Source organism: Pseudomonas tehranensis, assembly GCF_014268615.1.
In the GTDB taxonomy this organism is placed as follows: domain Bacteria; phylum Pseudomonadota; class Gammaproteobacteria; order Pseudomonadales; family Pseudomonadaceae; genus Aquipseudomonas; species Aquipseudomonas tehranensis.
The window spans coordinates 1-14,186 of sequence record NZ_JABWQV010000120.1; the positions used below are offsets into that span (position 1 = coordinate 1).

Annotated in this window: 10 protein-coding genes; 1 reads left to right on the forward strand and 9 read right to left on the reverse strand. The window is 62.2% G+C overall.

The annotated features are described in order from the left end of the window. Positions 1-100: 100 nt before the first annotated feature. Genes HU811_RS17040 through nosR form a run of 6 tightly spaced genes read right to left on the reverse strand, consistent with a single transcriptional unit; the run spans position 101 to position 7,884 of the window. Positions 101-628 carry a nitrous oxide reductase accessory protein NosL gene (locus HU811_RS17040; RefSeq protein WP_186657076.1) on the reverse strand — a complete coding sequence of 176 codons (528 nt, stop codon included), beginning with the start codon at positions 626-628 and terminating at the stop codon, positions 101-103. A gap of 31 nt (positions 629-659) precedes the next feature. Further along, positions 660-1,490, reverse strand: coding sequence for an ABC transporter permease (locus tag HU811_RS17045; protein ID WP_092398480.1), 831 nt, complete (start codon positions 1,488-1,490; stop codon positions 660-662). Beyond that, entirely contained in the window at positions 1,487-2,404 is a 918-nt protein-coding gene (locus HU811_RS17050; RefSeq protein ID WP_092398482.1) for an ABC transporter ATP-binding protein, read from the reverse strand. The genes HU811_RS17045 and HU811_RS17050 overlap by 4 nt, the downstream gene beginning before the upstream one ends. Continuing rightward, complete coding sequence (locus tag HU811_RS17055; RefSeq protein WP_186657078.1) at positions 2,401-3,717, reverse strand: nitrous oxide reductase family maturation protein NosD; 1,317 nt, start codon at positions 3,715-3,717, stop codon at positions 2,401-2,403. The genes HU811_RS17050 and HU811_RS17055 overlap by 4 nt, the downstream gene beginning before the upstream one ends. Before the next feature lie 26 nt (positions 3,718-3,743). Continuing rightward, a complete protein-coding gene (gene nosZ / locus HU811_RS17060; protein WP_092453749.1) occupies positions 3,744-5,663 on the reverse strand; it encodes a TAT-dependent nitrous-oxide reductase in 1,920 nt (639 codons plus the stop codon). 52 nt (positions 5,664-5,715) lie between these two features. Then, positions 5,716-7,884: a transcriptional regulator NosR gene (gene nosR, locus HU811_RS17065; protein ID WP_186657080.1), complete on the reverse strand. Its 2,169-nt coding sequence runs from the start codon at positions 7,882-7,884 to the stop codon at positions 5,716-5,718. Between the two features lie 117 nt (positions 7,885-8,001). On the opposite strand from nosR, the gene HU811_RS17070 reads away from it, so the two are divergent. Further along, the gene (locus HU811_RS17070; protein ID WP_186657083.1) at positions 8,002-10,644 is read left to right on the forward strand and encodes an excinuclease ABC subunit UvrA; all 2,643 of its coding nucleotides are present in this window, start codon (positions 8,002-8,004) and stop codon (positions 10,642-10,644) included. Positions 10,645-10,745: 101 nt separating this feature from the next. Here HU811_RS17070 and hemN read toward each other — a convergent pair whose 3' ends face one another. The 3 genes from hemN to HU811_RS17085 all read right to left on the reverse strand — a co-directional run bounded on the left by hemN (position 10,746) and on the right by HU811_RS17085 (position 14,050). After that, complete coding sequence (gene hemN / locus HU811_RS17075) at positions 10,746-12,134, reverse strand: oxygen-independent coproporphyrinogen III oxidase (protein WP_186657085.1); 1,389 nt, start codon at positions 12,132-12,134, stop codon at positions 10,746-10,748. Next, positions 12,131-13,510 (reverse strand): oxygen-independent coproporphyrinogen III oxidase, encoded by a 1,380-nt coding sequence (locus tag HU811_RS17080; RefSeq protein ID WP_186657086.1) that lies wholly within the window; start codon positions 13,508-13,510, stop codon positions 12,131-12,133. Before HU811_RS17080 ends, hemN begins: the two co-directional genes overlap by 4 nt. A gap of 96 nt (positions 13,511-13,606) precedes the next feature. Further along, complete coding sequence (locus tag HU811_RS17085; RefSeq protein WP_186657088.1) at positions 13,607-14,050, reverse strand: CopD family copper resistance protein; 444 nt, start codon at positions 14,048-14,050, stop codon at positions 13,607-13,609. Positions 14,051-14,186 lie beyond the last annotated feature (136 nt).

A 14,186-nucleotide genomic window follows, 5' to 3' on the forward strand; every position in this document is an offset into this window, starting at 1 on the left:
GCAGCCTCGTTGCACTCGTCAGCTCCTACGCGGCTCCTATGCGGCTCCTACACGGTTTCTACGCGGCGCCTGCGCGCCTCAGCGGGAGCCGGCTGCTGGTTCAATGACTCATCGGCGACATGGCGGTTGCCTGTCCTAGCAGCTTCTGATCGATGTCTTCCAGACGCAGCACCCGGCCGCCGGTATCGCGGGCGAGTTTTTCTGCCGCCTGGGCGTCGGAGAAGGAAGCCAGGACCACACCCATGGCGCCTGTGAGTCCCGACCCGAGCACGAAGTACGCACTCCGCGCGTCGATCAAATGTTCATCATCCGGGGTATTCCAGTGACTGCGGCCCATGTCGTGGACGTACAGCTGGACGTCAGCCCGATGGTTCTCCGGCTGCAGCCACCAACCGAGCATTTCTGCCGGCGAGCAGAACTTCTTCACGCCGCCGGCTGCAACCGCCGCCCCCTTGGGCCCGGGAAAATCCGTGATCACCATGCCACACACGTGGCATTCATCACTGGGATGGAACGCCAGCGTCGCCTTAGAGGCCGGTGGCAACTCAGTCTTGCCGCATGCCACCAGCGCCAGGCACACCAACACCCCGGCCAGCCATCGGCCCGTCTTCACATACACCCTGTTCATCGTTATAGGCTCCCTTTATCAACGTAAGAAATCACGGGCAGCGGCGATTGAATAGCCGATAGGCCAGCCACAACGGCACAGCCATCCACAACCACAGGCACAACCAGAGCCAAGGTCCGGGCACCGGCAGGTCGCTGCCCAGGGTCAGCACCGCCGCGCCGCTGGAACCGGGGTCGAACCCCGACAGGTTGATCAACCGATACACATCGGTGGGATTGAACAGCAACAGCCAGGGCAGCAGATCCGGGCTGAAGCGGCCTTCACTCAGCACCAGCAGCGCCAGCAACGCCAGGTCAAACACCAGCACAAAGAAAAACCACACCCCCAGCGCCAGGCCGGCGGCGGTGGATTTTTCCGCAGACAGACTGCTCAGCACATAAGCCAGCCCGAGGAAAACCCACCCCAGCAGCGTGCTGGACACGATGAAGCGGCCAAACGCCCAGAGCAGCAGACTCAGCTCGATATCGTCCACCAGCAGGGCGATGGCGACCATCGCGCAGCCGAAGCCAATCAGGGTCGCCAGGGCCAGGATCAGCCCATGACCGACAAACTTGCCCAGCAGCAACTGGCCGCGCCCCAACGGATACGTCAGCAACAGCAGCAAGGTGCCGCTCTCGTCCTCGCCGACAATCGCGTCATAGGCCAGCAGCAACGCGATCAACGGCATCAGGAACGTTGCCAGGCTGGCCAGGCTCGCCACCGTCGCCGGCACCGAGGTAAAACCCAACTGGCCGGACGCTGCCGCGCCAAGCCAGGCGATGCCGATGGCCAGCACCGCGAACAACAGGCTGATCGCCAACAACCAGCGGTTGCGCAAGCCGTCACTGAACTCCTTGCGGGCCATGTTCCAGATCGGGTTCATGAGCCAGTCTCCTCAAGCGCCGCGCGAACCATGTAATGGCGGTACAGATCTTCCAGGGACGGCGGTTTGATCTCGACATCCGCCGGGTCATCCTGGGCCAGTAGCTGGCGCAGCAATTTAAGTTTGCTGCCATCGGGTGCGGACACTTGCAGCCCTTGCGCGCCCCAACCTTGAGTGGCGTGCCCTTCGCTGCGCCAATGCTGGCGAAGCCAGTCGGCCCGTGACAGGCCCGAGGCGCGGATCAGCGTCGGCAGCCCCGCGTCTTCGCGCAAGCGCGCCAGGCTGCCCAGGGCCAACAAACGCCCTTGGGTGAGAATCGCGGCGCGATTGATGTGCGCTTCCACACCCGGCAAGACATGGGAACAAAGAATGATGCTGGTGCCCTGCCAGCGCAGGCGATCGAGCAGTTGATAGAGGTCCTGGGTGGCGATGGGGTCCAGGCCAACAGTGGGTTCGTCCAGCAACAGCAGCCGCGGCTGGCCGAGCAAGGCCTGGGCCAGCCCCAGGCGTTGGCGCATGCCCTTGGAGTACGTGCGCACCCGCCGGCTGGCCGCTTCCGCCAGCCCGACCTCCTCCAGCAAGCGCTCGACCTGTTCTGGAGCCGCGCCCTTGAGCCGGGCGAAATGGCGCAAGGTTTCCAGCCCGCTCAACTGCGGGTAAAACATCACGTTTTCCGGCAGGTAACCGAGCATTCGCCGCACCCCCGGATCACTGGGCGCCCGGCCAAATACCCGCACCTGACCCTCACTGGCCCGGAGCAGGCCGAGTATCAGCTTCATGGTGGTGGTCTTGCCCGCACCGTTATGCCCGAACAGGCCGAGCACTTCGCCCTGGGCCAGGTCCAGGTTCAGCCCGCGCAACACGGCGACATCGCCATAGCGCTGACTGACGCCTTCAATCTCGACGACGTTCAAGACACGTCCTCCTGAGCACTGTTGCGTAGCGGGGGTTGGCGCGGCGCCTCCATCAATGGATGGCTGTCCATCACCCCAGGGGATTTCATCACCGGGAACGCCCGCTGCACCCAGCGCAGCAGCTCGATACCCGGACTGTTCATCAACAGCCGAACCTGGGGGTACAGCCACAGCAGGCGATCGACGTTGTCGTTGGGCTCATAGGCCACGTCCCCGAGCCCGTCGCCGTTGCGATCCCAGCCGAGGTAGTCACTCCAGTAATTGCCGCGCCCGTCCACCGACCATTCCTGCAGCCGCGTGGCCACGTATTTGACCTGGCGCTGGTTGCCGGCGAAAACGTTGCCGGTGATGCGGTTGTCCTCCGAGCCGGCGGTCAGGTGGATGCCCACCGCGCTGCGCTCGAAATGATTGCCTTCGATGCGGTTGAACAATGAGTTGTAAATGAACAGGGCCTTGCCCTCGGCACCGCTGATCATGGTGTCGCCGGTGGACCCGTCGCGAACATCGGTAACCACGTTGTCGCGCAGAGTGGAATAGGTGATGTAGTTCATCAGGATCCCGTAGTTCTGATCCTGTTCGGAGCGGTTGCCGATGACCGTCAGTTGGCGGCTTTGCATCAAGGCATAACCGGTGCGGGTGCGCCGGGTGATATTGCCCAACAGACGGTTATCGTTGGCGAACATGTAATGCACGCCATAGCGCAGATCCTCCAGGAGGTTGCCCTCGATCAGGTTGCCGTTGGAGGTATCGATGTAGATGCCGTCGCGAGTCTCGCGGACCTGGTTGCCGATCACCCGGGCACCGTGTACCGCGTACAAGTGGATGCCGTTACCCCGGTCCTGGGAGCGCAGCCCGGGATCGCCCTGGATGCGGTTATCGATCAGGCTGACATCCCGCGTGCCATCGACCCAGATACCGAAACCCGGGCCCTGCATGCGGTTGGCACGCACCACGGCCCCCTGGGCGCCAGGCTGGATGAACACCGCAGCATTCATGGCCGTGAGGTCATGCCCCCAGTCCAGGAAGGTGCAACCCTGGATCTGCACGTTGGGCGCGCGAATGATCAAGGCATTGCCCTGGCCCTGCCCCTGGAATACGGCGTGCGGCGCACACGTCAGGGTCATCGGCTGGTCAATGCTGAACGACCCCCGGTACTGCCCCGCGGGCAGGCGCCATTGCCGTTCACCGTCGGCCTGCAACGGCAGGTCGGTGATCGGCTGCGGCGCTGCAAGCGCGCCGCCCGCCAGGAGGAGCACCAGGGCAATGACCGGTGCGCGAGCGTAGCCCGCGGGCTGTTGCTGGTTGCCGGTCATTTAACCTGCCTCCTCGATGAACCTGCTCAGGCCTTCTCAACCAGCATGCGTCCGACCATTTCCATGTGCAGGGCGTGGCAGAACCAGCTGCAGTAGTACCAATGCAAACCGGCCTTGTCGGCGATGAAGGTGATGGACGAGGTCTGTTGCGGGCTGATCTCCATGCTCACGCCGTGGTTGGTCATGACAAAGCCGTGGGAGACGTCTTCGATCTGGTCAATATTGGTGATTGTCACCGTCACCTCGTTGCCTTGCTTGACAGTGAACTCTGTCAGGCCATAGGCCGGCGCCATCGAGGTCATGTACACCCGCACCTTGTTGCCGTCGCGAATGACCTTGTTGTCGGTCTCCAGGTTGATGCCGTCCTTCTTGGCCAAGGCCACGGTTTCGGCAAAGTACGGATCGGTGCGGCTCCAGATTTTCTGGGTCTTGATCTGGTCACGCCGGGCGAGAATGCAGTCGTGGGGTTCGGCGAAAGCCGGGCCGTCGTGTACCAGCTTCATCTCGTCGCCGGAAATGTCGATCAGTTGGTCGTTCTCCGGGTGCAGCGGACCGGTGGGCAGGAAGCGGTCCTTGGAGAATTTGCACAGGACCACCAGCCATTTACCGTCCGCCTCACTGGTTTCGGTCAGGGACGCGTGGTTGTGGCCGGGTTGGTACTGCACGTCGAGTTTTTGCTTGATGTAGTTGACCTTCTCGCCCTTGTAGGCGCGGATGGCCTCGTCCATGTTCCATTTGACCACCTGACTGTCGATGAACAAGGTGGTGTAGGCGTTGCCGCGCCCGTCGAAGGTGGTATGCAGCGGCCCCAGGCCCAACTCCGGCTCTGCGACGATCACCTCGCGAGGGTCTTTGTAGCGGTCGTCGAACAGGTCATCCAGCCGGTCGATGGCGATCATCGAGACGGTAGGCGACAGCTTGCCGTTGGCGATGAAGTATTTGCCATCGGAGGAGGTATTGAGCCCGTGAGGGTTCTTCGGCACCGGAATGTAGCGGGTGAACGCGCTGTCCTTGCCATCGGTTTTACGGCCATCGACCACCGGCACCTTGGAGCCGTCCAGGGTGATGAACTTGCCGGCCTTGATCGCCGCTTCGATGCGCGGGATGTTGAACACCACCACCCAGTCGCGCTCGTTGCGCATCATACCGCCCAGGTCGTAGGCCTTCTCGGAGTTGTAGCAGGTGCTGGCGGCGTACTTGCCGGTGTAGTCGGCGTCGGAGTTGTCCAGGTTGCCATCGACGATCACCTGGAAGGCCATCTCCATCTTCTCGGCATCGATGGCGTTGAACATCGTGTAGCTGTTCTTGTCTTGCAGGTCGAAAGTTCGGCCGTCATTGGGGTGCGGGATCACGAATTCGGCGTTGGCGAACACGTACTTGGTGTACGGCACCTTTTGCAGGCGCAGGCCATGGATGGCTTGCACGTTGGGCACGGTGAGAATCTTGTCGCACTTCATGATGTCCAGGCGAATGCGCGCGACCCGGGAATTGGCCTTGTCGTTGATGAACAGGTATTTGCCGTCGTATTTGCCGTCGGTCATGGAGATGTGCGGGTGATGGCAGTCGCCGTTCTGGTACTTGGCGCTGTCACCCAGGATGCGCTTGCTTTCGTTGGTCAGGCCCCAACCGGTGGCCGAGTCGACGTTGAACACCGGAATACGCATCAGCTCGCGCATGGACGGCACGCCCAACACCCTCACTTCGCCCTGATGGCCACCACTCCAGAAACCGTAATAGTCGTCCAGCTCGCCGGGGCCGACGTGTACTTTGGACTTGGCCTCCTTGGCTGCTGCGGCCCAGGACTCTCGAGTAAAGACCGCGCCACCCAACGCCGTGGCGCCGGCCAGCACCGCGCCAGTCACCGCGCTGGTGCCCAGGAAACCCCGACGACTGACGCCCTTGGGCGCTTCGACCGTGCCGCTGGTTTCGGTTTTTTTATCGCTCATGCTGTGTGCTCCATGAAAAATGAAAGGGTCAAGGGACAGGCCATTGGCAACCTCAAGGCGCCGGGTTCACCTGCACCACGGCAATCAACTGAGGATCGGTCACGGCCGCCTTGCCGCGCTTTTTGCGTTTATTGATCAGCGGCGGGCATTTGTTTTCGTTGTGCCAAGTCATCTGGCAATCGAGGCAGTAGTGACATTCGTTGGCGTTGATCCGGCCATCGGGGTGAATCGCCTGGATCTCGCATTCCTTGGCGCACAGCTGGCAGGGGTTGCCGCATTCCTTGCGGCGCTTGAGCCAATCGAACAGCCGCAGCCGGGTCGGCATCGCCAGGGCGGCCCCCAGCGGGCAGATGTAGCGGCAATAGACTTTGCGGGTGAACAGGTTGATCACCAGCAGGCCCGCTGCGTAGACCACGAACCACCACTGACGGTCGAACCTGAGGGTGATGGCGGTCTTGAAGGGTTCCACTTCGGCCAACCGCTCGGCGCTGGACATTGACTCCAGCGAGACGCCGAACAGCACCAGCAAAATGATGTATTTGATAGCCCAGAGTCGCTCGTGAACGGCGAATGGCAGCTCGTACTGCGGCACTTTCAATTTGCGCGCCAGCTCGTTGAGCAACTCCTGCAACGCGCCGAACGGACACAACCACCCGCAGAACACCCCGCGCCCCCACAGCAGGATGCTGGCGGCGGTGAACACCCAGAGGATGAAAATCAGCGGGTCGGTGAGGAACAGTTCCCAGCGAAAGCCTTCGAACAGGGCATGAACGAAGGTCAGCACATTGACCACCGATAACTGTGCCAAGGCATACCCACCGAGAAACACCACGGTGAACAGCAGGTAGCCACGGCGGACCCAGTGCAACAGTTTCGGCCGTCGGGCCAGCGCATCTTGCAGGAACAGGATCGCCGTGAGCACCAGCAGGGCCACCCCAAGTACCGTGATCTCGACGCTTTTTTGGTACCAGAGGGTCAGCCACATCGGCCGGCTGGCTTCTTCAGCCGCCGCCAGTTGTTCAGCGGTCGGCAATGGTCGTTCCAGATACGGCTCGGGCAATTGATAACCGAGCTCGAAACTGCTGAAGATGCCGCTGACAGGACCGGTCTGGCGACGCACCAGCAGTTCCAGGCTCCAGGGCGATCCTGGATCGAAACGGTGGGACGCACGGACGATGAACACCGCCATTTCGTCGAACTCAGGCATGTCCGCGGCCGCCACGTCGTCCAGGCGCTGGAAGTCCAGGTCGCGAAAGCTGATGGCGTCGCCGAACTGGCGCACCTGCACGCGATCAAAAATGCCGCCGCGCACATACCCCGAACCCTTGAAGGAATAGCGCCCGCTGCCCATCACCGCGATGGCCTGCTCGCCGGGTTTGAGCTCGGCCATCAACCTGCGGTATTGCGCCTCGCCCAGTAGGTTGCGGCCGATGGTGGGCGGGTTCAGGTGAGTGACGTACAGGTCAATGAACGTGTCGTCCGCTTGTTCGGCGCTGGCGGCTTCGACGCCCTCGGCCTCGGTCCCCTTGAAGGAAGCATCGGCCTGGCCGCGCGTCAGGTGCAGGCGACGCACCGCGCCGTTGCCGGTCAAGGTTTTCCAGTCGGCGGGCTCGTAGAGGTCATCGCGCACGCGTGCCGGCGCCACCGCCAACCCCGCGTCCCCCTTGACCAGCTCCAGGGAAACCGCGACATCGTGAGCGGCGCGCATGATGACTTCATTGACCACCATCGCCGTCACAGTGGCGCCGGCAATTGCATCCACCGTCACCGCGTTCGGGTCGCTGGAATGCCCCACCACCACCCGTTGATTGACCTGGATGCCGCTGTAGCGGGCACTGAACGCGTGGAGTTTTTCTTCGGCAATCCCGATCAGTAGAATCGGTTCGTGGTGCTCAAGCACAAAAGCGTCGAGGATCACACCGGCCGGATCAAGGATCACCTGGACGTTGATGGGTTTGCCCGAGTAAGCGGGAATGTCCACCACATCCAAGCTCTGGAACACATAGCCCACGACCTTGCCGGCAGCGGACAGTTTGCGAACTTTGTAAGGACCTTCGGACTCGGAGATTGAGTCGGTCTGGCTCAGAACATGGTGGATGCGCTGTTGCTGGATATCACCGTAGTCTTTGGCCTGGGCGAGGCCCGCGAGCAAAAGCAGTAGAACGCACAGGCCATAAAGCCAGAATCGGGACGGGGGCAACGTTGCAAAAGGAGGGGTCATGGACGCCAGGTCTTGAAGACAGGATCTTGGCGCCGATGGTAGGGGTCGCCCCCCTGCCCTGCCCTTGATTGAAATCAACTTGCAAGAATTTGCCCCGCCACACCAAAGGAACGCTCCATGCCCCAACGCTTCGCTTCCCCGTCTGAAAACACCGGCTTCGTCCGGGTGCGGGGTGCCCGGGAACACAACCTCAAGAATGTCGACGTCGACATCCCCCGCGATGCCCTGGTGGTATTCACCGGCGTGTCGGGGTCGGGCAAGTCGTCGCTGGCCTTTTCCACGCTGTATGCCGAAGCCCAGCGCCGTTATTTCGAGTCAGTCGCGCCTTATGCCCGGCGCCTGATCGATCAGGTGGGCGTGCCGGACGTGGACAGCATCGAAGGCCTGCCGCCCGCGGTGGCCTTGCAGCAACAACGCGGCACGCCCAGCGCACGATCCTCGGTGGGTAGCGTCACCACCTTGTCGAGCCTGATCCGCATGCTCTACTCCCGGGCCGGTAGCTACCCGGCCGACCAACCCATGCTCTACGCCGAGGATTTCTCGCCCAACACCCCACAGGGCGCCTGCCAGCAATGCCATGGCCTGGGTCGGGTCTATGAAGTGACCGAAGCGTCCATGGTGCCGGACCCTTCGCTGACCATCCGCGAGCGCGCCGTAGCGGCCTGGCCCATGGCCTGGCAAGGCCAGAACCTGCGGGACATTCTGGTAACCCTGGGTTATGACGTCGACGTTCCTTGGCGCGACCTGCCGAAAAAGCAGCGTGACTGGATTCTCTTCACTGAAGAAACCCCCACCGTCCCGGTGTACGCCGGGCTCACCCCAGCCCAGACCCGCGCCGCCCTCAAGCGCAAACTCGAGCCCAGCTATCAGGGCACGTTCAGCGGCGCCCGACGCTACCTGTTGCACACGTTCATGCACTCCCAAAGCGCTCAGATGCGCAAACGCGTGGCGCAATACATGCGCGCCAGCCCTTGCCCGGTGTGCGAGGGTAAACGCCTCAAGCGCCAGGCACTGACGGTGACTTTTGCCGGTCTGGATATCGCCGAACTGTCCCACCTGCCGTTGCTGGAACTGGCCGAGGTGCTCAAGGGCGTTGCCGCCCCCGATTATCTGGCGCAAGCCGAGGAACCGGGAACAACCCTGACCCACCAGCAAACCCGCGAGGCCCGCGAGCAACGCGCGGCCCGGGGCGAAAATCCCCACGCCGGCGGGCCTGATGCGCGCCACACCCACAATCTTTCCCTGGAAAAACGCCTGGCCGCGCAACGCATCGCCACTGAATTGCTGGAGCGCATCGTCACCCTGATCGACCTGGGCCTCGGCTACCTGGCCCTGGAGCGCAGCACGCCGACGCTGTCGTCCGGCGAGCTGCAACGCCTGCGCCTGGCAACCCAGCTCAACTCCCAGTTGTTCGGGGTGATCTATGTGCTGGACGAACCCTCCGCTGGCCTGCACCCGGCCGACAGCGAAGCGCTGTTCCAGGCCCTGCAACGCCTCAAGGCTTCGGGTAACTCCGTATTTGTGGTCGAACACGACCTGGACACCATGCGCCGCGCCGATTGGCTCATTGACGTGGGTCCCGATGCGGGGGAACAAGGCGGAAAGATCCTCTACAGCGGCCCGCCGGCGGGCCTCAGTCAGGTGCCTGAGTCACGCACTCGCGCCTACCTGTTTGCCCAAGACACCGCTGCTGGGCGTATGCCTCGAACACCCAAGCACTGGTTGCGCCTGGAAGGCATCACCCGCAACAATCTCGACAACCTCAGCGCCGCCTTTCCCCTGGGTTGCTTCAGCGCCGTGACCGGCATTTCCGGTTCGGGGAAATCCAGCCTCGTCAGCCAGGCCCTGCTGGACCTGGTGGGCGGCCATCTGGGCCAGGCCAGCCACAACGCCGAAGCCGACGAACACAGCCTGGAAGATGAACCGCTGCAAACCAGCGGTGGCCATGTCACCGCCGGGCTTGAGGCGGTCAAACGGCTGGTCCAGGTGGACCAGAAACCCATCGGCCGCACCCCGCGCTCCAACCTCGCCACTTACACCGGACTGTTCGATCACGTACGTAAATTGTTCGCCGCCACGCCCCAGGCGCGGGAACTGGGTTTCGATGCCGGACAGTTCTCCTTCAACGTCGCCAAAGGCCGTTGCGAAACCTGCGAGGGCGAGGGTTTCGTCAGCGTCGAGCTGTTGTTCATGCCCAGCGTGTATGCGCCCTGCCCCACGTGCCACGGGGATCGCTACAACCCCCAGACCCTTGAAGTGAACTGGCAGGGGCTGAACATCGCTCAGGTGTTGCAACTGACCGTGAACCAGGCACTTGAGGTGTTTGCCGAACAGGCATCGGCGAAGCGTTCATTGCAAGTGTTGCAGGATATCGGGTTGGGTTATCTGCGCCTGGGCCAACCGGCCACGGAACTGTCCGGCGGCGAGGCCCAGCGCATCAAACTGGCAACCGAGCTGCAGCGCAAAGCCCGGGGCGCCACTTTGTACGTGCTGGATGAGCCAACCAACGGCTTGCATCCCCAGGACGTGGATCGCTTGCTGGTGCAATTGAATCGCCTGGTGGATGAAGGCCACAGCGTGGTGGTGGTGGAACATGACATGCGCGTGGTGGCGCAGAGTGATTGGGTCATCGACATCGGCCCGGGCGCTGGAAACCAGGGCGGAAAAGTCGTGGTATGCGGGCCTCCGGCGCAGGTGGCCGAGTGTCGAGAGAGCCGAACGGCGGTGTTTCTGCGCAGGGTGCTGCAGCCCGGCGGTTGAAGTGCAAATCAACCTGTCGTATTTCCTGTGGCGAGGGGATTTATCCCCGCTGGCTGCGCAGCGGCGCAGCCCGGCGGGAACAGCCAGCGCTCGTCATAACGTCAAACCGTACGCGAATACTGAACCGCCTGACCTGTCTCCAGATACGCATCGAACGCCATGGCCACGTTGCGCATCATCAATTGGCCCTGGGGCAGCAGCACCAGCGAGTCGGGGTGGATCTCCAGCAGGCCGTCGCGCACCAGTTCCTCAAGCCGGACCAGGGCATCGGCAAAGTACTCGTTGAACCCCACACCGTGACTGATCTGAATCCGGTTGAAATCGATCCGCCCATGGCACATCAACTCGCTGATGACCTCGCGGCGCAACCGATCATCGTCGCTCAGGCGATAGCCCCGCTGCACCGGCAGCAGGCCTTGATCCAGGCGAGCGTAGTACTGGGAAAGCTCCTTGACGTTCTGACCATAGCTGTCACCGACCTTACCGATCGAAGACACACCCAGGCCGATCAAGTCGCAATCGGCATGGGTGGAATAGCCCTGGAAGTTACGTTGCAGCGAGCCCTGGACCCGAGCGCGCACCAACTCGTCGTCCGGCAAGGCGAAATGGTCCATGCCGATGTAGACATAACCGGCTTCGGTCAGACGATTGATGGTCAGTTCCAGCAGCTCCAGCTTGCGCTCCGGCGGCGGCATGTCTTCGGGTCGGATCATCCGTTGCGCCCGCACCCGTTGCGGCAGATGCGCATAGCTGTAGGCGGCGATCCGGTCGGGACGCAGGGCGATGATCTTGCTCAGGGTCACATCGAAACTGGCGATGGTTTGCAGCGGCAAGCCGTAGATCAGATCGACGCTGACGGACTTGAAACGCGCCAGGCGGGCAGCCTCCACCAACTCGACCACCTGGGCCTCGCTCTGCACCCGATTGACCGCGGCCTGCACCTGGGCATCGAAATCCTGGACGCCGAAGCTCAGGCGATTGAACCCCAGTTGGCGCAGCCCCTGGATCTGTTGCGCACCGATGGTCCGCGGATCGACCTCGATGGAAAACTCATGGGCGTCACTGTCGTCCATGTCGAACGACTGATGCAGACACTCCATCAGCTCGGCCAGTTGCTCATGGGTCAGATAGGTCGGCGTGCCACCGCCCAGGTGCAGTTGCGTCAGTTTGCGCGAACGATCAAACAGCGCCGCCTGCAGGCCGATCTCACGCTTGAGGTAAGTCAGGTATTCAGCGGCGCGATGGGTCTTGCGGGTAATAATCTTGTTGCACGCGCAGTAGTAGCAAAGGCTCTGGCAGAACGGAATATGGATGTAGACCGACAGCGGCTTGGGCACCGGCGCCTGGTTGCTCAGCTCGGCGGCCTGGCGGTACTCATCCATGGCAAAGGCCTGATGAAACTGCGGGGCGGTCGGATAGGAGGTGTAGCGCGGTCCCGGACGGTCGTACTTCTCGACCAGGGCGCGATTGAAAGCGGATACAGCATTCATGATGGGGTCAACCTGTCAAAGGGGCCGGTCAAAATGCCTGCGTCGTCGGGAGCTGGATCAAACAGATTGCAGATCGCATCCACACTCAGGCGCCCGGCGGGCAAGATGCCGATAAAACGGCTGGTCAATTCGATCAAACCCTGGCTGCGCAACGCCTCCAGCTGCGGCCAGATGGACGCGAAATAGTCGCGCAACACCAGCCCGAAACGCGCTTCCATAGCCGGGATATCCAGCTCCAGATCGCAGGCAAGTTGCTCGGTCACTGCGGCCCTGAGCAGGTCCTGCGCTTCACAGCGCCAGCCGCGAGACACCGGCAACTGCCCGGCGTCCAGTTGCTGGCAGTACTCAAGCAGGTCATCGGTGTTCTGCACGTACAAGTGTTCGATCTGAGTGATGGCCGCCAGGCCGAAACCCAAGTGATCACAGCAACCGCGCCGGGTGAAACCCTGGCAATTGCGATGCAGGCGCCCGTGCTCTTGGGCGACGGCCAGGTCATCGTCTGCCCTGACGAACTGCCCCAGCCCGATGTAGTGATACCCCGCCCCGGTCAGTTGCTCACAGCAGATCCGGCGCATGGTGTCTGTATCGGCCTGGCTGCTGAAGGCTCCCGCCTGCTGGTGTTTTTTCGAACGATAGCGATATGGCGCATGGGCGTAGTCGAACACGTGCAGTCGGTCTGGCTCCAGCTCGATCAGCGTGGCCAGTTTGCGCGCGAAGCTATGGGGCGTTTGCCAGGCATGACCATAACCGAGGTCGATGTTGATGGAACGGAAGCCAAAGGTTCTCGCGGCATCGATCAGCGAATGAATCGGTGCGGGGTTCTGATAGCAATCAACGGATAAATCGCTGTCCAGGCCAATGTCCGGCACACCGATGCTGACATGGGTGAACCCCTGGTCGCGAATCAGCCCCATGGTGGACCAGTCGGTGTGATGCAGGTCGACCTCGATGCTGTGTTCGGCGCTGTCGTATTCGCCGAACTCGAAACGCTTGCGCAGGTCATCCATCAGCCGCTGCAAATGGGCGATCACCGGCGTGCCGCCGGTCAGGCAAAATGCCTCGACCCGACGTCCTGTGCCCAAGTGACAACCGACCAGGCCGATTTCATAGGTCAGGTGTTGCAGGTAGCCCTCGATCTCACCACACCGGCATACACTCGCCAGGGGCGAACACGATGACAAACGCAAACGCGACGGCAGATGCACCGCCAGGGACAGCGGCCGCCGTTTATGGCGGCTGTCGCGCAACTCCCGGAGCAAATCCAGCGAGCCAATGCCCGTATGGAATTTGCGCGTACCGACCGGGCAATCGACATCAGCCACCGCCGGGATACGCTGCGGGGGGCTATCGCCGAGGGTGTGGAACAGGTCGAACATGACAATCTCCGAGTGGCTGCGCAGGCACAGTGTCGGACTTAACTTGGTGGGGCGCCTTGACCTGTATCAAGCGCCTTGGATACCGGCCGCAACGGCTCACCAGGTCAGGTAAAACATACCCTTGGCCAACAGCACGATCGCCACCAGATGGATAAACACACTGGTATGGATGATCCGCACGTAACGGGCGTTCATGCGCCCGCTTCTGAACAGCCACATGGCCCACAGAAAATGCCCCAGCACACTGCCCGCCAACACAATCTTGAGCCCCAGCAGCAAGCCGAACGAGGACGCCAGCGGCGCCGACAACACCGGCCAATAGCGCAACCAGACCATGGCAGCGCCGGCACCGAACAGCGTCAGCAACACCCAGGGCATCAACTGTCGGGCGCGCCGGCTGATGCCCTGCTCCAGCAGCACCATGACTTTGGCGGGCAGCTGTTTGCGGATGCTCTCCAGGAACAACACCTCAAAGAACACCGTGCCAATGAAAACCAGCGCGGCAAACAGGTGCAAGGTCAGAAACAGCGGATAACTCATGGACGCCTCGGTCGCCCTTGATCATCGGGCGATGGTTTATTCGAGGTTATCCCGTGGCGTCGGATTGGGGGTTGATGCCAATCAAGGAAACCCGAAACCCGATACCGCACCTGTGGGAGCGAGCCTGCTCGCGATA

What these genes read in the sequence shown, in the direction of transcription:
- HU811_RS17040 (WP_186657076.1), bottom strand. Translation starts at nt 628, where the DNA reads ATGAACAGGGTGTATGTGAAGACGGGCCGATGGCTGGCCGGGGTGTTG.
- HU811_RS17045 (WP_092398480.1), bottom strand. Translation starts at nt 1,490, where the DNA reads ATGAACCCGATCTGGAACATGGCCCGCAAGGAGTTCAGTGACGGCTTG.
- HU811_RS17055 (WP_186657078.1), bottom strand. Translation starts at nt 3,717, where the DNA reads ATGACCGGCAACCAGCAACAGCCCGCGGGCTACGCTCGCGCACCGGTC.
- nosZ (WP_092453749.1), bottom strand. Translation starts at nt 5,663, where the DNA reads ATGAGCGATAAAAAAACCGAAACCAGCGGCACGGTCGAAGCGCCCAAG.
- nosR (WP_186657080.1), bottom strand. Translation starts at nt 7,884, where the DNA reads ATGACCCCTCCTTTTGCAACGTTGCCCCCGTCCCGATTCTGGCTTTAT.
- HU811_RS17070 (WP_186657083.1), top strand. Translation starts at nt 8,002, where the DNA reads ATGCCCCAACGCTTCGCTTCCCCGTCTGAAAACACCGGCTTCGTCCGG.
- hemN (WP_186657085.1), bottom strand. Translation starts at nt 12,134, where the DNA reads ATGAATGCTGTATCCGCTTTCAATCGCGCCCTGGTCGAGAAGTACGAC.
- HU811_RS17080 (WP_186657086.1), bottom strand. Translation starts at nt 13,510, where the DNA reads ATGTTCGACCTGTTCCACACCCTCGGCGATAGCCCCCCGCAGCGTATC.
- HU811_RS17085 (WP_186657088.1), bottom strand. Translation starts at nt 14,050, where the DNA reads ATGAGTTATCCGCTGTTTCTGACCTTGCACCTGTTTGCCGCGCTGGTT.